This is a genomic window from Pseudomonas sp. gcc21 (assembly GCF_012844345.1).
Classification (GTDB): domain Bacteria; phylum Pseudomonadota; class Gammaproteobacteria; order Pseudomonadales; family Pseudomonadaceae; genus Halopseudomonas.
The window spans coordinates 2,566,817-2,585,406 of record NZ_CP051625.1 but is presented as its reverse complement, the minus strand read 5'-3'; the positions used below and the strand labels follow the sequence as shown (position 1 = coordinate 2,585,406).

Genomic DNA, 18,590 nt, shown 5'->3' with positions numbered 1-18,590 from the left:
CGCCGATCACCAGCGGGTCCGTGATATGGCGCTTTTTTACCAGCTGTCGAAGGGGATGCCGTGGTCATCAATGTATTGCTGGGCTGCCGGCGCTAAGGGTAGAGCGTAACGGCCGTTGGTCTGACCTTCACTCGGCCCATCAGGGCTGATCGTGCCTTCGAAGCGCCCGACTTCGAGCGGCTCTAGACAGTCACCGCTCAACCAGGCCTTGGCAATGCCGCCTGGCGCCAAGCCGATCGTGATGATTTTTCTGTAGTCCTGAATATGCTTGCCGTCAAAACGGCAGAAAGCGGTGTAGGGGGTGAGCATCTCCTCTCGATTTTTTTCGAAGATAGGAATCGCTACGCGGTAAGTTTGCGGTTCAGCTAGTGATTGCCAGCGTACAAATACGATTTCTGGTAAATCAATTCCGGTCATCGGGCGTGTCTTTCCCGCCCCTGGCCGGAGTGGCCAGCCCTTTGGATTGCCACGATTGTCCGGAGGGTTCTGAATGGCTGAAACGCCCCCGTGTACTCGGAAATAGGCCAGCCCTCGCTGGTCCAGCACATCGACGCTTTCGACCCAGACCTCCATATAATTGGGTGCTAACAAGCCTATCTCCCAGGTCCGGTATGGCAGCTCAGGTGGTGGCGGTCGCAGGGGGTCGGGTGCGAGATTACTGGCGCAGGCGGTCAAGGTGATCAGGAGCCCGACTACAAGTGACAGCTTTCTCATGCTGGGTAGCCCCGCTGTGGCCGGTCTGGATAGACGGCGCGTTTATTCTGATTTCTAGGTTTGTTCACCAGTAATCCACTGACTGAGCTCCAGTTGGCGGAGCTGTGTATATACCTGCTATGCAAAAAGCGTCTTTCCGTCTCATTTAACACTGCACTTTGCCCAGTCATCGTAGATCGCATAACCTTGTTTGCGATTGACTGAAGATCCTCTGGGATAGCGAATACGGGTGTTTCAGGAATAAGTTTGAAAGGGGCACGGCTTTCACTCGCTTTTGCGTGCATTACCCGCAACGCGATTCTTGATAATTCGCCGCGTACCTCTCTATCCAGCCCCAAAGCCAGGAGCATGTTTTCTGAACCTTGACTGCTTTGGCCGTGGCCTGATACAGGTATAGAAAAATTCAGAGGAATCAGTTCACCTTCGCCCGGAAGCCCTTTCTCCAACAGCTGCCGCTCTTCTTCTGCGCGCGCCCGCCACTCTCTGGAGCGTTCAAGCTTCGCCTTGTCGATGCTTTGCATTGAATAATAGGCATCGCGAAAAAGACGGGGCCTGCCGATTAATATGCGTTCGCGAACGAGTAACGGATAGCCGCCACCGAGGTTCGAATGCACGCCAGGCAGCGCAAGCTCTTCGTGCGCGTCTTCCACGCGGTTAAGGCTGAAATTGTGCCGATGTTCATCGGCTGCAGTCAGATGCACAACTTTTCGAGCGCAACCGGGCGGCAAATAGAGGTTCACTCCCGGATTTCGGCTGTCCCCAACGCTGATATTGCCACGTAGAGGATCGGCGATGGCCGCTACGGTATCAAAAAGACCGATGAAATTGATGCATGCGTGGGTCGACCAGTCGAACTCGGGGGCCAGGGCTGATAAGTCATGATTAATATGGGTGGCGAGTATCCCACCATTCGGTTTAAGCACTTCGTTTGCGAAATGCCGTGCTGCAGCGGCGCCCCGACTGAAGCCGAAAATATCGAACTCGATTCGTTCAATTAACAGCTGAGGATTGCCATTTAAAAGTCGGCGCAGTTCCGCGACTAGTAGCGATGGGCTTTTTTGTACCTTGGCCACCACGCCCGTTCTGCCTTGCCCCGCAGCTAAGCCCCAGGTGGAGTCCTCGCTACCACTGCTGGTGCCTATGCCGTCCATATAGACTGCAAGGCTTGCCTCGTTGGCAACTTCTTCTACCACCGCATCACTTTGGTCCTCATACAGGTCATACAACAACGCGACATTGCTCTGCTCGTTCCCGTAGCTGCTACCGGGTAATTGGTCGTAGTGACCGTCGCCAGTGGTGTCACGGTAGTCATGGGATTCGCAAAGCTGGCGGATATGGCTCAGTGTCTCTTCATCGAACTCCTGCAGATCCTGGCGTCGGCACTCTGCGGTAAGCGCCGCGTTGCCAAGATTGTTCCCCGTGCCGTCGAAGAACATGCCCACGCGCAAGGTGATGCGCTGTTGAAGAGGTAACTCGCGCTCTTCTTCCTCCTCTTCTTCTTCCAGAGAATAGAGCGTGCCGTCGATAACAGTACTTTCCGTGGGGTGTTCTGCCGTCTCGTTCAGGCTCGTGGCAAGCAGGCTGGTAGTGCCAACAGTGACCGATGAAGCCGAGGCTGTCTGGCTCTCGCCATTGTTAGTAATGGCCGCGCTGACGTTGCCGCCAATGATAATGGTGCCGGAGCCGCCAATCACAACGTCGCCATGATTGCCGGAACTGCCCAATACCACAGCCGGACGCCCGTTGATCAACACTGAGGGAATTACCGCCCCTTCGATGGCACTTCCGCAAGCGGTCTGATCGCCCTGGCGGGCGGCGGGCTGACCGTCGAAGAGGACGTCTGTCGAGCCGGTGACGATGGCATTGGTGCCGTGACCGTCTTTTGGGCACTGGGTCGGGTCGCCCATCCGGGCAGCGGGTTTGCCTGACATGCCAAGCTCCTTTTGGCGGGTAGTACTGCAGAAACCTAAACCCTATGGCTATTGGCTGGCACGGACAATCCGCTTGATGCTCGGGTGTGACGCGGTGCCCAGCATATTCGATAACTACAGCAGCGGAGCCCTGTGCCGACAGCCGTGCAAGGATGGAATCGATACCGCATCTGATCGTGGCAGCCTCGGTTCTTTCGGGCCCGATGGGTTATGCTTTGCTCATTCAGTCATTTGCCGGAGAAAGCCATGTCCCGCCTTGTAACCGTCGCCGCCACCCAAATGAGCTGCAGTTGGGATCGTCAAGACAATATCGCCAAGGCAGAGCGTCTGGTGCGCGAGGCGGCAGCCAAGGGTGCGCAGATCATTCTGATGCAGGAGCTGTTCGAGACGCCTTACTTCTGCCAGAAGCCCAATCCGGAATACCTTCAGCTTGCAACAGAAGTCGATAAGAACCCTGCGATCAAACATTTTCAGGCGCTGGCCAAGGAGCTGGAGGTGGTGTTACCGATCAGCTTTTTCGAACTGGCCGGGCGCGCGCGTTTCAACAGCATCGCGATCATCGATGCGGACGGCCGCAATCTGGGCGTGTATCGCAAGAGCCATATCCCCGACGGCCCCGGTTATCACGAGAAGTATTACTTCAATCCCGGCGATACCGGATTCAAGGTGTGGAAAACCCGCTACGCCGCCATTGGTGTGGGTATCTGCTGGGATCAGTGGTTCCCGGAAGCGGCTCGGACGATGGCCTTGATGGGTGCGGAAATCCTGTTCTACCCCACCGCGATTGGCAGCGAGCCACATGACCCGACGATCAGCTCGCGCAATCACTGGCAGCGGGTGCAACAGGGGCACGCCGGCGCGAATCTGATGCCGCTGGTGGCCAGTAACCGCATCGGGCTGGAAGAGCAGGACGGTTACGACATTACCTTCTATGGCTCGTCCTTTATCGCCGATCAGTTTGGCGAGAAGGTGCAGGAAGCCAATCAGACTGACGAAGCCGTGCTGGTTCAGCAGTTCGATCTGGATCAGCTGGAGCATATCCGCAGCGCCTGGGGGGTATACCGCGACCGCCGTCCGAATCTGTACGGGCCGATCAAGTCACTGGATGGTTCACTGGAGTCCTGATCGCCTATGTACAGTTTGCACAGTACGCCGCGTCACGACGGTTACCACATGCCGGCCGAGTGGGCGCCGCATGCACAAACCTGGATGATCTGGCCCGAGCGCACCGACAACTGGCGCATGGGCGCCAAACCAGCCCAGGCTGCATTTGCTGAGGTGGCCCGGGCTATCGCCAGTTTCGAACCGGTTACCGTGTGCGTGTCCGCGGCGCAGTATGAGAATGCAAGCCTGCAGCTGGACCACCCTGGCATTCGGGTAATCGAGATCAGCTCGGATGATGCCTGGATACGCGATACCGGTCCTACCTTCGTCATCAATGGGCAGGGCGGTTTGCGCGGTGTCGATTGGACATTCAACGCCTGGGGCGGCTTCAAGGGCGGGCTTTACTGGCCGTGGCAACGTGATGACCAAGTGGCCGACAAGATTCTCGGCCTGGAGCGCTGCCCGCGTTACCGCACCGAGGGCTTTGTGCTGGAGGGGGGCGCGATTCATGTGGACGGGGAAGGAACGGTACTGACCACCGAGGAATGCCTGCTCAATCCAAACCGCAATCCGCATCTGGCGCGTCAGGAAATCGAGCTAATGCTGGCGGATTACCTGAATATCGAGAAGGTCATCTGGCTGCCCTATGGGCTGTTCAATGACGAGACCGATGGCCACATCGACAACTTCTGTTGTTTTGTGCGGCCGGGCGAGGTGCTCCTGGCCTGGACCGATGATGAAGAAGACCCGAATTTCCAGCGTTGTCAGGCTGCCTTGAAAGTACTGCAGGCCAGTCGCGACGCGCAGGGCAGGGAGCTGGTCGTGCATCGCATGCCCATCCCGGGGCCGCTTTATGCCACGGCTGAGGAATGTGTTGGGATTGACCGGGTCACAGGCACACAGCCGCGTGATCCATCGATCCGCCTTGCCGGCTCATATGTCAATTTTCTGATCGTGAATGACGGGATTGTTGTACCGGGTTTCAATGATCCGCAGGATCAGCCTGCGTTGGAGATACTCCAGGAGCTGTTCCCGGAGCGGCGTGTCGTCATGGTCCCGGGCCGGGAAATTCTGCTCGGGGGTGGGAACATACACTGCATTACTCAGCAGCAACCGGCGCGTTAGCACCGGGCTGGTTGTAAGCGACGTGCGCGTGGTGGCTTGCCACCGGAAAATCCTCGCTCTGGTTATACGCTGGGCGGGATCCAGTCCTCGATTCGTAAGCCCGGGACGCGCTCAAACTCGCGCCGATTGTTGGTAACTACGATCAGCCCCTGCGAGCGGGCGTGACCAGCGATCATCTGGTCGTAGGGGCCGATCGGCGTGCCTGCTTTGGCGAGTTCAGCACGGAGCTGGCCCGTGTGTGCGGCGGCTGCCTGGTCGTAGCTCAGCACTTCCAGACGCGTTGCAAACCCTTCTATGACGGCCAGGTTGCGCTCGGGATTTGAGGACTTCTCCGCACCGTAGATCAGCTCCATCAGCGTTATGGTGCTTATGCACATCTGACCGTGATGTTGCGTAAAAGCCTCGCGTACAGATTGAGGCCGGTTTTTGATGGTGAAAATGCATATATTGGTGTCGAGCATGAATTTCAGCATCAGAACGCCTCGCGTTCCTGCTCTGGTGGTTGCTCGCGACCGATCATGAAATCGGCAGTGACGCCTTCTCCTTCAAACCAGCTATCCCAGGATTCCCCGGCTGGCGTGATGAGTCGAGCTCTACCGAGCCTGACAATATCAACTCGATGCACGTCATCAGGCAGTGCGGCAGCCTTGGGCAGTCGTATCGCCTGGCTGCGGTTGCTTTGAAAGACAGAGCCTTGTTCCATCGAGCACCTCCAAAGGTCTATAAAACACACAGCCAATAATAGTCAGGTCTAGGGATATGTCAACGGGATATACATGCAGATCCGGCTGCTTTATTACGGTTACGTGGTGCTTGAAAGCAACCCAGTAAAAAGCCCACCATACGAAGCGCATGGCGGGCTTGGGTTGTCAGTGGACTACCTGATCTTTTCCATGGCAGCTTTTATCGGCCCGGCGCCACCAGCTCCCGGCCGCGCTGAACGGCTGCCAAAACCTGGGCCGGTGCAGTGCCACCAATATGATCGCGGGCGTTTACCGAACCTTCCAGCGTTAACACGTCGAAAACGTCCTGCTCGATCTGGTCGCTGAACTGGCGCAGCTCGTCCAGGCTCATTTCGGCCAGATCCTTTTTATTGTCTACGCCATACTTTACCGCGTGCCCGACAATCTCGTGGCAGTCGCGGAAGGGCAGGCCCTTGCGCACCAGATAATCGGCCAGGTCAGTTGCGGTGGAGAAGCCGCGCAATGCCGCTTCGCGCATCGCCTCGACCTTTGGCTCGATTGCCGGAATCATGTCGGCAAAGGCGCGCAGGCTGTCGCGCAGCGTATCGACTGCGTCGAACAGCGGCTCCTTGTCTTCCTGATTGTCCTTGTTGTAAGCCAACGGCTGGCTCTTCATGAGTGTCAGCAGGCCCATCAGGTGACCGTAAACGCGGCCGGTCTTGCCGCGCACCAGTTCAGGCACGTCGGGGTTCTTCTTCTGCGGCATGATCGATGAGCCCGTGCAGAAGCGGTCAGGCAGATCGATGAAGTTGAACTGCGAACTGGTCCAGAGCACCAGTTCTTCGGAAAAACGCGACAGGTGCATCATCGCCACGCTTGCCGCTGCGCAGAATTCGATAGCGAAATCACGATCGGAGACGCCGTCCAGCGAGTTGCCGGAGATCGCGTCAAAGCCCAATAGCTCGCAGGTTACGCTGCGGTCGATGGGGTAAGTCGTGCCGGCCAGGGCGGCGCTGCCCAGCGGCATGCGGTTGACCCGCTTGCGGCAATCCAGAAGACGCTCGCTGTCGCGGGCCAGCATCTCGAACCATGCCAGCAGGTGATGCCCGAAGGTCACCGGCTGGGCGGTCTGCAAGTGGGTGAAGCCCGGCATGATGACAGCGGAATGCTTCTCCGCCTGATCAAGCAGCCCGGTTTGTAGACGCTTGAGCTCAGCAAGAATGATATCGATCTCATCGCGCAGCCAGAGGCGGATATCAGTGGCGACCTGATCGTTGCGCGACCGGCCGGTATGCAGTTTCTTGCCCGTGATGCCGATACGGTCAGTAAGTCTGGCCTCGATGTTCATATGGACGTCTTCGAGTTCGACGCTCCACTTGAACTCACCGGCTTCGATTTCGCTGCGGATTGCCTGCAGACCATCAATGATGGTGTCGCGCTCGTCCTCGGTGAGCACGCCAACCCGGGCGAGCATCGTAGCGTGAGCAATAGATCCCTGGATGTCATGCTTGTACAGGCGCTTGTCGAAATCCACCGAGGCGGTGAAGCGTGCTACGAAGGCGTCGACCGGTTCGCTGAAACGGCCACCCCATGATTGATTGGTAGTCTGATCTTGGCTCATGTGTCGGATCGATCCGCTGACAATTTAAAGACGCATAGCATACCATCCCAGACTGGAACGATGCCGGTCGGCTAATGGTTGATGGTCGATCGCTTATGGAGATACAACGAATGAATGGAATCTGGTCGCTGCTGAATAAGCCCCACGAAGGGGAGGACTTTTTCCTCCCGGATCTGTGTTCATCGGTGGCCGTGTTTACGCTGGTGGTGCTGGCCGAACTGGTGGTCATGCTGTGGGTGCTGGCGCAGCCGGGGGCTGGTGGGTTCGACTGGTTGCAGCTGGCTATGGCATCGCTGTTTGTGCAATGGATTGTGCTGCTGTCCGCCGCGCTGCTGTGCCGGATGCGGCCGTGGATGCAACGTCGCCCGTTGTGGCTGGCGATATCCGCATGCTATGCGGTGGTCATTGGCCTGACGTTGCTGTTCACCGTCCTCGCTGAGTGGGTATTGCAGCAGGGCATGGCCGGTGCGCCACCGCTGCGAGTCGATCTGCTGCTTCGCCACGGCCTGATCGCTCTGATCATGACCAGTCTGCTGCTACGTTATTTTTACCTGCACCAGCAGCGTCAACTACAGGTTCAGTCCGAGCTGCAGTCGCGCTTGCAGTCGTTGCAATCACGCATCCGGCCGCACTTTCTGTTCAATAGCCTCAATAGCATTGTCAGCCTTATAGGAAGCCAGCCGCAGCAGGCGGAGAATGCGGTGCTGGATCTGGCCGATCTGTTCCGTGCGAACCTGTCCGAAGCCGGCGGCGTTGCCACCTGGGCACAGGAGAAGCGCCTGTGTGAAGGCTATCTGCGTATCGAGAAGTACCGGCTCGGCAAACGATTGGAAGTGCAGTGGCACACCGAGTCGCTGCCGCCGGACACGCCCATGCCGCTACTGACCCTGCAACCGCTCCTGGAAAACGCCATTCTGCATGGCCTGTCACCGCAGCTGGAGGGAGGTGACATCAGCATTTATGCGGCCTATGTCAATGGTCGGGTTGAACTGGAGGTCTCGAATAGTTGTCCAGAGGTACTAGATAGCCACCAGGGAGCCCGCATGGCGCTACACAATATAAGAGCACGGCTTGCTGCACTCTTTGGTCCACAGTCTCGAGTCGAGATCTGGCGAGACGGTCCGCGCTTCTTCAGCAAGCTGGTCTATCCTTGTATAGAACAATCGCCAACTCACCAGAGAAGTCATTGAGGCATGAAAGTACTGATCGCCGATGATGAACCCCTAGCCCGCGAGCGTCTGGCCCGATTGGTCGCCGCGCTGCCGGAGTACAGCGTGGTGCCGGAAATGGCCGCCAATGGGCAAGAGGCGCTGAAGCTCATCGAAGAGCATCATCCGGATATCGCGCTGCTTGATATCCGCATGCCGGGGCTTGATGGCCTGCAAACAGCGGCGAAACTATGCGAACTCAATGATCCGCCGGCTGTGGTGTTCTGCACCGCCCATGGCGAATACGCGCTGGATGCCTTCGCCGTCAGCGCGGTGGGTTATCTGCTCAAGCCGGTGCGTAGTGAGGATCTGGAAAGCGCGTTGGCCAAGGCGCAAAAGCTCAATCGACTGCAGTTGGCGAATCTGGGGAAGGCCGGCGTAACCGAGGCGACCAACCAGGCGCGCAGTCATATCAGTGCTCGCACGCGCCGTGGCGTGGAGTTGGTGCCCATTGAAGACGTGTTGTATTTCATCGCCGACCATAAATACGTGACCCTTCGTCACTGTGAGGGCGAAGTGCTCCTGGATGAACCGCTCAAGTCCCTCGAAGATGAATTTGGCGATTACTTCGTGCGCATCCACCGCAACGCCTTGGTGGCGCGCAACCGTATCGAGCGGCTGCAACGCAGTGCCATGGGCCACTTCCATCTTCAACTGAAGGGTTTGCCAGACGAGACCTTGACCGTCAGTCGGCGCCACGTGCCGGGTGTGCGCAAACTGATGGAGCAGCTGTGACGCGGATCGCTACCGCATGGATGCCTGTACAGCCATGGCGTATCATGCCGGCTGGCAATGAAAGAGAATCCCATGAGTCGACAACTGCGAATCGCCACCCGCAAGAGCGCACTGGCCCTGTGGCAGGCCGAATACGTCAAGGCGCGTCTTGAAGCAATACACCCCGGACTGAGCGTATCGCTGGTTCCCATGGTGAGTCGCGGCGACAAGCTGCTGGATTCGCCGCTGGCAAAGATCGGCGGCAAAGGCCTCTTCGTCAAAGAGCTTGAAGCAGCACTGACCGCAAACGAAGCCGACCTCGCCGTCCACTCCATGAAGGACGTACCAATGCAGTTCCCGGAAGGGCTGGGTCTGTACGTTATCTGTGAGCGTGAAGATCCGCGCGATGCCTTCGTTTCGAACAACTTCGAGTCGGTTGACGCCCTGCCGCACGGCAGCGTGGTCGGCACGTCCAGTTTGCGACGCCAGGCCCAGATCATGGCGCGCCGTCCCGACCTGAAAGTAAATTTCCTGCGTGGCAATGTGAACACGCGTCTGGCCAAGCTGGATGCCGGTGACTATGACGCCATTATCCTTGCTGCTGCAGGTTTGATGCGGCTGGGCTTCCACGATCGCATTCGATATGCCATGCCGCCGGAAGAGAGCCTGCCAGCAGGTGGTCAGGGCGCAGTGGGCATTGAATGCCGTACAGATGACACCGAATTGCATGCCCTGTTGGCTCCTTTGAACGACGAGGACAGCGCATTGCGGGTGCGCGCCGAGCGCGCGCTCAATCACCGTCTGAACGGCGGTTGTCAGGTACCGATTGCCTGCTACGCGGAGCGTCAGGATGGCGAGATCTGGCTACGCGGCATGGTTGGAGATCCTGACGGTACCAAAATGCTTACAGCCGAGGCCCGTGGCCCCGAAGCTACGCCGGAAGAGCTGGGGATTGCCGTTGCTGAAGACCTGTTGGCACAGGGGGCCCAGGCCATCCTTGATGCGGTCTATCTGGGGGCTGCGCCGGAGTGACTTCTGCGGTGCTGCTGACCCGCTCGGATGCTGATAACCAGCGTCTGGCAGGCAAACTGGCCGGGCTGGGTATCCCTGCGCTCAGCGTGCCACTGCTGCGTATAGACGAGCTGGACGAGACGCCGGATCAGCAGCGACTGATCCTTGATATCGACCGCTATCACGCGGTCATGGTGGTGAGTCCGGTTGCAGCCCGTCTGGGGCTGGAGCGTCTCGACGCTGCCTGGCCGCAACCGCCGGTGGGTATCGACTGGTTCGCTGTCGGTGAGACAACGGCAAGCGTACTCAGAGAGTACGGACTGCCAGTGCACACACCGGACTCGGGGCAGGACAGTGAAGCACTGTTGCGTTTGCCGATCTGGAGTGAGCTGCTGGCGCGTCCGGATCTCAAGGTCCTGGTCTGGCGTGGCGTCGGTGGCCGCGAGCATCTGGCCAATCACGTTCGGGCAGTGGGCGGGCAAGTAGATTATCTTGAACTGTACCGGCGCGAGCCGCCTCAAGGTCTGGCTGCGGCGCTCGAATCGGCTAGCCAGGCCGATATCCGCGGCATTGTACTGGCAAGCGGTCAGGGGCTCGAACATTGGCACGCTGCTGCAGGCAGGCGCTGGCCCGAGCAGAGTACCTGGCGTTGCTGGGTGCCGAGCCAGCGCGTCGCCGAGCGAGCGCAAGCGCTTGGCTGCACCGACATCATAGTATGCGAAGGCGCGGACGATTCCGCAGTACTGACGGCAGTAGCCGCTCATCCGCTGACGCGATAAGGGGAATAGCGTGGAACCGACAGGACCTAACAAGAACGACCGGAACGATAAAGCCGGGACAAACAAGCCAGACGCGTCTCACACATCGATATCCGGGAAACCCGGCGAATCGACTGTCGAGAACGGCCAGCCTGCGGTATCTACTCCGGGCGACGCGGCGGCGCCGGTCACGGCTTCCGAGGCGTCTGTTACGGCCACGCCCGCAACAGAGCCAGGCAAACCTGCTTCCGATAAAGCCGAGCACTCCACGAAGGACAAGCCCGCCACCGAAAAGCCTGGCGCGGCCAAACAGTCCGAAGCCAGCACGCCACCAAAGACTGCCGGAGCTGGCACGCCACCGCCGGTCAAGCCGCGCGACAAGTCAGCGTCCGGTTCAGGCGGCGGGCGTGGGCTTTCTGCTCTGGCGCTACTGATTGCGCTGGGCGCACTGGGTCTGAGCGGCTGGCACTGGTATCAGCAGCAATCAGAACCGGATGTTTCCGCGACGCTGGATGCACGCTTTGATGAGCTGGCCGCTAATCAGGAGCAGTCGCTTCGCCAGGCGCGCGAACAGATGCAACAGCAGTTGCAGGATGTTCCCTCCAGTTCGGACGTCGATGAGACGCGGCGTCTGGCAGCGGATCTGCAGCGCAGCCAGCAAGCGCTGTCACAACAACTCGATGAAATGCGGGGCGATACGGACGCAGACTGGAAGCTGGACGAAGCTGAATACATGCTCAGGCTGGCATCGCTACGTTTGCTTGCAGCGCAGGATGTCGAGTCAGCCGGCGAATTGCTGCAATTGGTCGACCGGATTCTGCGCGAGCAGCCGGACAGCGGCGTTTTCGCCGTGCGGGAGGAGCTTGCACGGTTCCAGACACAGCTGGAGAACCTGCCTGAAATCGATCGTCCGGGTGTGTATCTACGGCTGGCCGCGTTGCATGACCGGGTGAACGATATCGTTGCTCTGCCGGTACGAGAATTCAGTGCAGAGGAGCCGGGCGCGGAAAGCTCTGATCAGGAGGCAAGCCGGTTCGATCGGGTCATGGCGCGTCTCGAGCGTTACGTGCGGGTCGATTTTCAGCGCGGTAAGGTCATCACTCCGCAACTGACTGCAGCGGAAATGAACCGGGTCCGACGCACGCTCCAGCTGGCTATCGAGCAGGCGCAATGGGCTGCGCTTCGGGGCGAAGCCGAGATATTCCGGTCCAGTCTCGAGCAGGCCGACTCGGTATTACAGCGCTTCTTTGAAGCCGACAATCCCGAGGTCAGCATGCTGCGTGAGCAGTTGGCGAATGTGGCCGAACAGGACATATCGCTCGACCCGCCGGATATAGCGCCCGTTCAGCAAGCCCTGGCAACCTACATGCAGAGTCGCCGCCAGTCCAATGGTCAGCGCGGCGGCAATGGCGATAGCGCAGGGGAGACTGGTAATGAGTAAAAGCTACATTGCCATCCTTATCGTATTGCTGGTGGCTGCGCTGCTCGGCATGGCGGTGGCCGAAGACCCAGGCTATCTGCTGATTGCCTGGCGCAACCTGTCCATCGAGACCAGTGTCTGGGTCGGTGTCGCTTTCATCATCGGTCTTTGGGTACTTGTTGCGTTGCTGCGCACCGTGGTCCGGCTATTGGGCGCATCGGGTAGGCGTATCAATCCCTGGTCGCGGCACAACCGCCATCGTCGCGCTGGTGTGGTAACCACCCGCGGGCTGCTTGAGTTTGCCGAGGGGCATTGGTCCAATTCATTGCGCCTGCTCAAACGTGCTGCGCCCCATGCGGAACAGCCTTTGATCAACTATCTTGCTGCAGCCCGCGCCGCCAATGAGCTGGAGGATTTCACCGAGTGTGACGACCTGCTGCGTGAAGCCTACGAAACAACCCCCCGCGCTGACGTGGCCATTGCGGTGACACAAGCCCAGCTACAGATGGCACGCGGTCAGCTGGAGCAGGCGTTGGCTACCCTGACGCGCGTACGCAAGGACCACCCTCGTCATCTTTATGCGTTGAAACTGATGAGCCAGCTGTACGCCCGCCTCGAGGATTGGCAGCGCTTGCAACACCTGTTACCCGAGTTACGCAAACACGAGGTGCTGCGGCCTCAGGAGCTTAAGCTGCTGGAATACCGTGTTTATACCGAACTGCTGACTCAGGCGGGGCTGCGTGGCATTCATCACGAGCCCGGACAGGACAACCCACTCAACGAGATCTGGCAGCAGATGCCCAAGCCGCTGCGCCAGGACCCGAGACTGGTTGAAGTCTACGCCCTGCAGCTTCATGCCATGGGCGACGGTGCTCGGGCGGAGGAGGTGCTGCGCACCGCGCTGAAGCATGCCTTCAACGACCGCCTGGTTCATCACTATGGACTGGTGTCCGGCAAGGAGCCGGCACGGCAACTGGCGACGGCCGAGCAGTGGTTGGCGCAGCACCCTCACGATGCCACATTGCTGCTGGCGCTGGGCCGCTTGGCGTTGCGCAACAATTTGTGGGGCAAGGCGCGAACCTATCTTGAAGCGAGTTTTGCCAGCAAGCCGGATATTCAGACGTGCGCCGAGCTGGTGCGATTGCTGGAGCATATGGGCGATGACGCAGCGAGTCGGCTGGTCCAGCGCAAGGGCTTCGGGCTGATGATGCATGATCTGCCAGCGCTGCCCTTGCCGCAGTTGAGCAACAGTACGGCGGAATAAAGGGAATGCTCCAGCAAAACAATTCCGCCGCCATTGTGCGGCGTGCGGTACGCCGTGGACTGATCATTCTGGCGGTGTTCCTGCTGCTGGTTGGCTCGTGGGAAAGCCGCCAACGTATCGGTTATCAGCCAGTGGAAGCGAGCGTGATAACGGAGCGCTGGGTGCCTGGCGAGTGGCTTGGTGAGGTGCGTGAGCTGGGCGTTCGCTACCGCTGGCAGGCCAGTCAGTATCTGGTATTCATTCCGGTGGGCATGCTGGATGCCTTGAGCGGGCTGGATGAGCTTGCCGAAGGCGATCAGGTCGCGCTGGCGATTGACCCTCAGGAGCCGCACCAGGCGATATTCGACCGGCTGACCCAGCGCTACCCGGTAACGCTGGCGACTGTTGGGCTGTTATTAGTGGCGCTGCTGATATTGCTTGCTCTGGCAGCGCTGCGGCGCAGACGTCGCCGCAGCTAGCTCAGGCTCGGTCTTAGTTGCGCGGAGCGTAGGCAAACACATCTGAGTGCATCTGTTGCGCCGGCATGCCCGCAGACGTCAGTGCATCCAGGGTCGCGTAGACCATCCCGGGCGAACCGCTGACATAGAACTCATAGCGCTCCAGGTCAGACAGATCTTCACATACCGCCTCTGGCAACAGGCCTTGACGACCTGACCAACCCGGGTCATCGCTGACGACCTTGTGCAGATAGATATTGGGTTCGGCCTGCCACTGTTGCCAATACGGGGCCTGGTAAAAATCCGCTGCACTGCGCACGCCCCAGTACAGATGGATGGGATGCGTGAACCCGATACGGATGCTGTGCTGGATCATGCTCTGCATTTGCGCCAAGCCGGTACCGGCGGCGATCATCACCAGGGGGCGATCAGGCAGGTCGGCCAGATGCGAATCACCGAAGGGTATTTTCACGCGCGCCATGCGCTCTCGACGAATGTGTTCTACAAGGGTCCAGGCAGAATGCTCACGCACCAGGATATGCAGCTCAATCAGGCGGTCTTCACCCTCTTCGGAGGCGATGGAAAAGGCAGAGGCCTGTTCGTCAGGTCGTTCCAGTAACAAGTACTGGCCGGCGTGATAGCGCAGCGGCTTTCCCGCCGGCGGGCGTAGCCGGATGCGCCAGACATCGCCGCCCAGCTGCTCGGCATCGATCAGCTGGCAGGACAGGTTGCGCAGCGGCAGCTCGCCCGGCCCCAGCACGTTTTCCCAGTACAGTTCGCAGTCGTTCAGTGGCTCTGTCACGCAGGTATACAGCTCGCCGCTGTGCTGTTCCGTAGCGGCGCCGGTCTTGCGAACGGTGCCGCTGATAAGGTTGGCGGCACAGATATGGCAATTTCCGTTTCGGCAGCTCTGTGGAACGTCGAATCCCAGACGCCTTGCGGCATCCAGGATGCGTTCACCGGGCAATAACTCCAACACATGCCCCGAGGGCTGCAGCGTTACTTTCATGTATCGATTCCCAACTCGGCCCATATTGCATCCACGCGCTGCACAACAGCTGGATCCTGGCTGATAGCGACGCCCCACTCCCGGGTGGTTTCGCCGGGCCATTTATTGGTGGCATCCAGCCCCATCTTGCTGCCAAGGCCTGACACTGGGGACGCAAAGTCCAGATAATCGATGGGCGTGTTGTCGATCATCACGGTATCGCGTTTTGGATCCATGCGCGTGGTGATTGCCCAGATCACATCATTCCAGTCCCGGATATTGATGTCGTCATCGGTAACGATAACGAACTTGGTATACATGAACTGGCGCAGGAACGACCAGACGCCCAGCATTACGCGCTTGGCATGCCCAGGGTATTGTTTCTTCATGGAAACCACGGCCATGCGATACGAGCAGCCTTCCGGCGGCAGGTAGAAGTCGGTGATCTCGGGAAACTGCTTCTGCAGGATGGGTACAAACACTTCGTTAAGCGCCACGCCCAGAATAGCCGGCTCATCCGGCGGACGGCCGGTGTAGGTGCTGTGGTAGATCGGCTTCTCGCGACGGGTGATTCGCTCGACAGTGAACACCGGGAAGCGGTCCACCTCGTTGTAGTATCCGGTGTGGTCGCCGAAAGGCCCTTCCTCAGCCATTTCACCGGGATGGATAACGCCCTCAAGCACGATCTCGGCACCTGCCGGAACCTGCAGGTCGGAACCGCGGCATTTGACCAGCTCGGTGCGCTGACCTCGCAGCAAACCGGCAAAAGCATATTCGGACAAGCTGTCAGGCACAGGTGTGACCGCGCCGAGAATGGTCGCAGGATCCGCGCCAAGCGCTACCGCAACCGGGAAAGGTTGGCCGGGATGTTTATCGCACCATTCCTTGAAGTCCAGCGCGCCGCCGCGGTGGCTAAGCCAGCGCATGATTACCTTGTTACGGCCGATGACTTGCTGGCGATAAATACCCAGGTTCTGGCGATCCTTGTTCGGACCTTTGGTCACCACCAGGCCCCAGGTGATCAGCGGGCCGGCATCGCCCGGCCAGCAGGTCTGCACCGGAATCGCTCCGAGATCCACGTCATCACCTTCCAGCACCACCGCCTGGCAAGGAGCGTCCCGCAGTACCTTGGGCGCCATGGAAATGACTTTCTTGAAGATCGGTAACTTGGACCATGCATCCTTCAGGCCCTTGGGCGGATCAGGCTCCTTGAGGAACGCCAGAAGCTTACCGATTTCACGCAGCTCGCTGACATCGTCTGCGCCCATGCCGAGGGCGACCCGCTCGGGCGTACCGAACAGGTTGCCCAGCACGGGCATATCAAAACCGGTCGGGTTTTCGAACAGAAGAGCGGGGCCGGCTTTGCGCAGGGTGCGGTCGCAGATCTCGGTCATCTCGAGCACGGGCGATACGGGAGTCTGGATACGCTTGAGCTCACCGCGCTCTTCCAGGCCTTTGATGAAATCACGGAGGTCGGAGTATTGCATATAAGCCTCAAGCTTCAAGCTTCAAGCGGCAAGCAGTATGGAGAGCATTGCGGCCTGGGTGGGCTGGTCAGGCTGCAGCGTGCTGATAGAGCCTGTCGTGTCACAGAAGCCTCAAGCCGCACCGCTTGCAGCTTGAGGCTTATCGCTTGTAGCTTAGTTTTTGCTGCGCTTCATGGACTGGAAGAATTCGTCGTTGGTCTTGGTGTCCTTCAGACGATCCAGCAGGAATTCAATCGCAGCGATCTCATCCATGGAGTGCAGGATCTTGCGCAGGATCCACATGCGCTGCAGCTCATCTTCGCTGGTCAGCAACTCTTCGCGACGGGTACCGGAGCGGTTGATATTGATGGCGGGGAAGACGCGTTTCTCGGCAATCTTGCGATCCAGGTGGATCTCCATGTTGCCGGTGCCCTTGAATTCCTCGTAGATCACTTCGTCCATCTTCGAGCCGGTATCAACCAGTGCGGTAGCGATGATGGTCAGGCTGCCACCTTCCTCGATGTTCCGCGCAGCGCCAAAGAAACGCTTGGGCTTCTCAAGCGCATGGGCATCAACACCACCCGTCAACACCTTGCCGGAGCTGGGGATTACGGTGTTATAGGCGCGCGCCAGACGGGTGATGGAGTCCAGCAGGATGATGACATCCTTCTTGTGCTCTACCAGTCGCTTGGCTTTCTCGATAACCATCTCGGCGACCTGAACGTGCCGGCTTGGCGGCTCGTCAAAGGTAGAGGCGACTACTTCGCCGCGCACGGTGCGCTGCATTTCCGTCACTTCTTCCGGGCGCTCATCAATCAACAGAACAATCAGATGGCACTCGGGATTGTTCCGCGCGATGTTAGAGGCGATGTTCTGCAACATCAGCGTCTTACCGGCTTTGGGCGGTGCTACCAGCAGTCCCCGCTGACCCTTGCCGATGGGTGCGCACAGATCAATGATGCGCGCCATGAGATCTTCCGTGGAGCCGTTACCGGCTTCCATTTTCAATCGCTCATCGGGGAACAGGGGGGTGAGGTTTTCAAACAGAATCTTGTTCTTGGTATTTTCGGGGCGGTCGAAGTTGATCGAATCAACCTTGAGCAGCGCGAAATACCGTTCGCCGTCCTTGGGAGGGCGAATCTTGCCAGCGATCGAATCACCCGTTCTCAGATTGAACCGGCGGATCTGGCTTGGTGAAACATAGATGTCGTCCGGCCCGGCAAGATAAGAGGAGTCAGCCGATCGAAGGAAACCAAAACCGTCTTGTAGAATTTCCAGAACACCATCGCCGTGGATATCTTCACCACTCTTTGCGTGCTTCTTCAAAATGCCGAAGATGACATCCTGCTTCCGCGATCGGCCCATGTTCTCGAGGCCCATCTGGTCGGCAATTTCTAACAGTTCGGTAATTGGTTTTTGTTTAAGTTCGGTCAGGTTCATAGGTTCGATGAGTATGATGTCTTTCGGCAGGACGGTTAGTAACAGGCCGCCACGTGAGGATGGGGCGATGGATTTGGCTGAAGTAGGGAAGCCATTGCCGCGGGGTGCGACAGGGAGTTGGAATGCAAATCTAGCACTGCAACACGGTTGCGTCTAGAGAAAACGCAGAGAAAAAACCCTCCCTGAACCGAAAAGTCCAGGGAGCGGGAACATCAGATGTTGCTATCAAGAAACGCCGACAGCTGAGACTTGGACAGGGCGCCGACCTTGGTCGCTTCTACATTGCCATCCTTGAACAACATGAGAGTCGGAATGCCGCGCACGCCGTACTTCGGTGGAGTATCAGTGTTTTCATCGATGTTCAGTTTGCAAATCTTCAGTTTGCCGTCGTAGTCCTTGGCGATTTCATCCAGAACCGGGGCGATCATCTTGCATGGGCCACACCACTCAGCCCAGTAATCGACCAACACGGGGCTATCTGCCTTAAGCACTTCAGTCTCGAAGCTGCTATCGGTGACATGCACGATCAAATCACTCATGAGTCTCTCCAGGGAGTTTTTAGTAAGCAGGCAGGAATGGCAGACATGATAGCACCACCGCGTGACATAGCAAAAGCCAGCGGGCTGGATCGCGTGACGTGATCGCTGGCCAGGCAAAAACACACTTCGGGATGCTAGAATTCGCAGACGACAATCCGAGGTGCCGC

Annotated in this window: 18 protein-coding genes; 9 read left to right on the top strand and 9 right to left on the bottom strand. The window is 58.7% G+C overall.

The genetic code is table 11. The annotated features are described in order from the left end of the window. Nucleotides 1-36: 36 nt before the first annotated feature. Both HG264_RS11875 and HG264_RS11870 read right to left on the bottom strand, forming a co-directional pair. Nucleotides 37-714: a DUF2931 family protein gene (locus HG264_RS11875; protein WP_169407879.1), complete on the bottom strand. Its 678-nt coding sequence runs from the start codon at nucleotides 712-714 to the stop codon at nucleotides 37-39. Beyond that, nucleotides 711-2,645 carry a PAAR domain-containing protein gene (locus tag HG264_RS11870; protein WP_169407878.1) on the bottom strand — a complete coding sequence of 645 codons (1,935 nt, stop codon included), beginning with the start codon at nucleotides 2,643-2,645 and terminating at the stop codon, nucleotides 711-713. Before HG264_RS11870 ends, HG264_RS11875 begins: the two co-directional genes overlap by 4 nt. A gap of 246 nt (nucleotides 2,646-2,891) precedes the next feature. Between HG264_RS11870 and aguB the strand changes: the two genes are divergently transcribed. Beyond that, nucleotides 2,892-3,770, top strand: coding sequence for an N-carbamoylputrescine amidase (gene aguB / locus HG264_RS11865; RefSeq protein ID WP_169407877.1), 879 nt, complete (start codon nucleotides 2,892-2,894; stop codon nucleotides 3,768-3,770). A 6-nt stretch (nucleotides 3,771-3,776) separates the two neighbouring features. After that, nucleotides 3,777-4,874: an agmatine deiminase gene (gene aguA / locus HG264_RS11860; RefSeq protein WP_169407876.1), complete on the top strand. Its 1,098-nt coding sequence runs from the start codon at nucleotides 3,777-3,779 to the stop codon at nucleotides 4,872-4,874. 62 nt (nucleotides 4,875-4,936) lie between these two features. Here aguA and vapC read toward each other — a convergent pair whose 3' ends face one another. From vapC to argH, 3 genes are all read right to left on the bottom strand, one after another. Continuing rightward, entirely contained in the window at nucleotides 4,937-5,347 is a 411-nt protein-coding gene (gene vapC, locus HG264_RS11855; RefSeq protein WP_150301754.1) for a tRNA(fMet)-specific endonuclease VapC, read from the bottom strand. Next, nucleotides 5,347-5,577 (bottom strand): type II toxin-antitoxin system VapB family antitoxin, encoded by a 231-nt coding sequence (gene vapB, locus HG264_RS11850; RefSeq protein ID WP_169407875.1) that lies wholly within the window; start codon nucleotides 5,575-5,577, stop codon nucleotides 5,347-5,349. The genes vapC and vapB overlap by 1 nt, the downstream gene beginning before the upstream one ends. A 200-nt stretch (nucleotides 5,578-5,777) precedes the next feature. Then, complete coding sequence (gene argH / locus HG264_RS11845) at nucleotides 5,778-7,178, bottom strand: argininosuccinate lyase (protein ID WP_169407874.1); 1,401 nt, start codon at nucleotides 7,176-7,178, stop codon at nucleotides 5,778-5,780. Nucleotides 7,179-7,288: 110 nt separating this feature from the next. Between argH and HG264_RS11840 the strand changes: the two genes are divergently transcribed. From HG264_RS11840 to HG264_RS11810, 7 genes are all read left to right on the top strand, one after another. After that, nucleotides 7,289-8,368: a sensor histidine kinase gene (locus HG264_RS11840; RefSeq protein WP_169407873.1), complete on the top strand. Its 1,080-nt coding sequence runs from the start codon at nucleotides 7,289-7,291 to the stop codon at nucleotides 8,366-8,368. A 3-nt stretch (nucleotides 8,369-8,371) separates the two neighbouring features. Beyond that, on the top strand, nucleotides 8,372-9,121 hold the full coding sequence (locus tag HG264_RS11835; protein WP_169407872.1) for a LytTR family DNA-binding domain-containing protein: 750 nt from the start codon (nucleotides 8,372-8,374) through the stop codon (nucleotides 9,119-9,121). A 72-nt stretch (nucleotides 9,122-9,193) separates the two neighbouring features. Next, nucleotides 9,194-10,132: a hydroxymethylbilane synthase gene (gene hemC / locus HG264_RS11830; RefSeq protein ID WP_169407871.1), complete on the top strand. Its 939-nt coding sequence runs from the start codon at nucleotides 9,194-9,196 to the stop codon at nucleotides 10,130-10,132. 8 nt (nucleotides 10,133-10,140) lie between these two features. Further along, nucleotides 10,141-10,890 (top strand): uroporphyrinogen-III synthase, encoded by a 750-nt coding sequence (locus HG264_RS11825; protein ID WP_256663665.1) that lies wholly within the window; start codon nucleotides 10,141-10,143, stop codon nucleotides 10,888-10,890. Nucleotides 10,891-10,900: 10 nt separating this feature from the next. After that, entirely contained in the window at nucleotides 10,901-12,310 is a 1,410-nt protein-coding gene (locus HG264_RS11820) for a uroporphyrinogen-III C-methyltransferase (protein WP_169407869.1), read from the top strand. Continuing rightward, nucleotides 12,303-13,553 (top strand): heme biosynthesis HemY N-terminal domain-containing protein, encoded by a 1,251-nt coding sequence (locus tag HG264_RS11815; RefSeq protein ID WP_169407868.1) that lies wholly within the window; start codon nucleotides 12,303-12,305, stop codon nucleotides 13,551-13,553. The genes HG264_RS11820 and HG264_RS11815 overlap by 8 nt, the downstream gene beginning before the upstream one ends. Nucleotides 13,554-13,558: 5 nt before the next feature. Further along, entirely contained in the window at nucleotides 13,559-14,011 is a 453-nt protein-coding gene (locus HG264_RS11810; protein ID WP_169407867.1) for a DUF3592 domain-containing protein, read from the top strand. Between the two features lie 13 nt (nucleotides 14,012-14,024). On the opposite strand, the gene HG264_RS11805 is transcribed toward HG264_RS11810, so the two are convergent. The 4 genes from HG264_RS11805 to trxA all read right to left on the bottom strand — a co-directional run bounded on the left by HG264_RS11805 (nucleotide 14,025) and on the right by trxA (nucleotide 18,423). Next, nucleotides 14,025-14,999 (bottom strand): 2Fe-2S iron-sulfur cluster-binding protein, encoded by a 975-nt coding sequence (locus tag HG264_RS11805; protein ID WP_169407866.1) that lies wholly within the window; start codon nucleotides 14,997-14,999, stop codon nucleotides 14,025-14,027. After that, entirely contained in the window at nucleotides 14,996-16,465 is a 1,470-nt protein-coding gene (ubiD, locus tag HG264_RS11800; protein WP_169407865.1) for a 4-hydroxy-3-polyprenylbenzoate decarboxylase, read from the bottom strand. The genes HG264_RS11805 and ubiD overlap by 4 nt, the downstream gene beginning before the upstream one ends. A 153-nt stretch (nucleotides 16,466-16,618) precedes the next feature. After that, nucleotides 16,619-17,884, bottom strand: coding sequence for a transcription termination factor Rho (gene rho, locus HG264_RS11795; RefSeq protein ID WP_169407864.1), 1,266 nt, complete (start codon nucleotides 17,882-17,884; stop codon nucleotides 16,619-16,621). Between the two features lie 212 nt (nucleotides 17,885-18,096). Further along, entirely contained in the window at nucleotides 18,097-18,423 is a 327-nt protein-coding gene (gene trxA, locus HG264_RS11790) for a thioredoxin TrxA (protein WP_150301767.1), read from the bottom strand. Nucleotides 18,424-18,590: the final 167 nt, after the last annotated feature.

What these genes read in the sequence shown, in the direction of transcription:
- HG264_RS11805 (WP_169407866.1), bottom strand. Translation starts at nt 14,999, where the DNA reads ATGAAAGTAACGCTGCAGCCCTCGGGGCATGTGTTGGAGTTATTGCCC.
- HG264_RS11835 (WP_169407872.1), top strand. Translation starts at nt 8,372, where the DNA reads ATGAAAGTACTGATCGCCGATGATGAACCCCTAGCCCGCGAGCGTCTG.
- trxA (WP_150301767.1), bottom strand. Translation starts at nt 18,423, where the DNA reads ATGAGTGATTTGATCGTGCATGTCACCGATAGCAGCTTCGAGACTGAA.
- ubiD (WP_169407865.1), bottom strand. Translation starts at nt 16,465, where the DNA reads ATGCAATACTCCGACCTCCGTGATTTCATCAAAGGCCTGGAAGAGCGC.
- HG264_RS11875 (WP_169407879.1), bottom strand. Translation starts at nt 714, where the DNA reads ATGAGAAAGCTGTCACTTGTAGTCGGGCTCCTGATCACCTTGACCGCC.
- vapC (WP_150301754.1), bottom strand. Translation starts at nt 5,347, where the DNA reads ATGCTGAAATTCATGCTCGACACCAATATATGCATTTTCACCATCAAA.
- HG264_RS11810 (WP_169407867.1), top strand. Translation starts at nt 13,559, where the DNA reads ATGCTCCAGCAAAACAATTCCGCCGCCATTGTGCGGCGTGCGGTACGC.
- rho (WP_169407864.1), bottom strand. Translation starts at nt 17,884, where the DNA reads ATGAACCTGACCGAACTTAAACAAAAACCAATTACCGAACTGTTAGAA.
- HG264_RS11815 (WP_169407868.1), top strand. Translation starts at nt 12,303, where the DNA reads ATGAGTAAAAGCTACATTGCCATCCTTATCGTATTGCTGGTGGCTGCG.
- aguA (WP_169407876.1), top strand. Translation starts at nt 3,777, where the DNA reads ATGTACAGTTTGCACAGTACGCCGCGTCACGACGGTTACCACATGCCG.
- HG264_RS11870 (WP_169407878.1), bottom strand. Translation starts at nt 2,645, where the DNA reads ATGTCAGGCAAACCCGCTGCCCGGATGGGCGACCCGACCCAGTGCCCA.
- hemC (WP_169407871.1), top strand. Translation starts at nt 9,194, where the DNA reads ATGAGTCGACAACTGCGAATCGCCACCCGCAAGAGCGCACTGGCCCTG.
- vapB (WP_169407875.1), bottom strand. Translation starts at nt 5,577, where the DNA reads ATGGAACAAGGCTCTGTCTTTCAAAGCAACCGCAGCCAGGCGATACGA.
- HG264_RS11840 (WP_169407873.1), top strand. Translation starts at nt 7,289, where the DNA reads ATGAATGGAATCTGGTCGCTGCTGAATAAGCCCCACGAAGGGGAGGAC.
- aguB (WP_169407877.1), top strand. Translation starts at nt 2,892, where the DNA reads ATGTCCCGCCTTGTAACCGTCGCCGCCACCCAAATGAGCTGCAGTTGG.
- argH (WP_169407874.1), bottom strand. Translation starts at nt 7,178, where the DNA reads ATGAGCCAAGATCAGACTACCAATCAATCATGGGGTGGCCGTTTCAGC.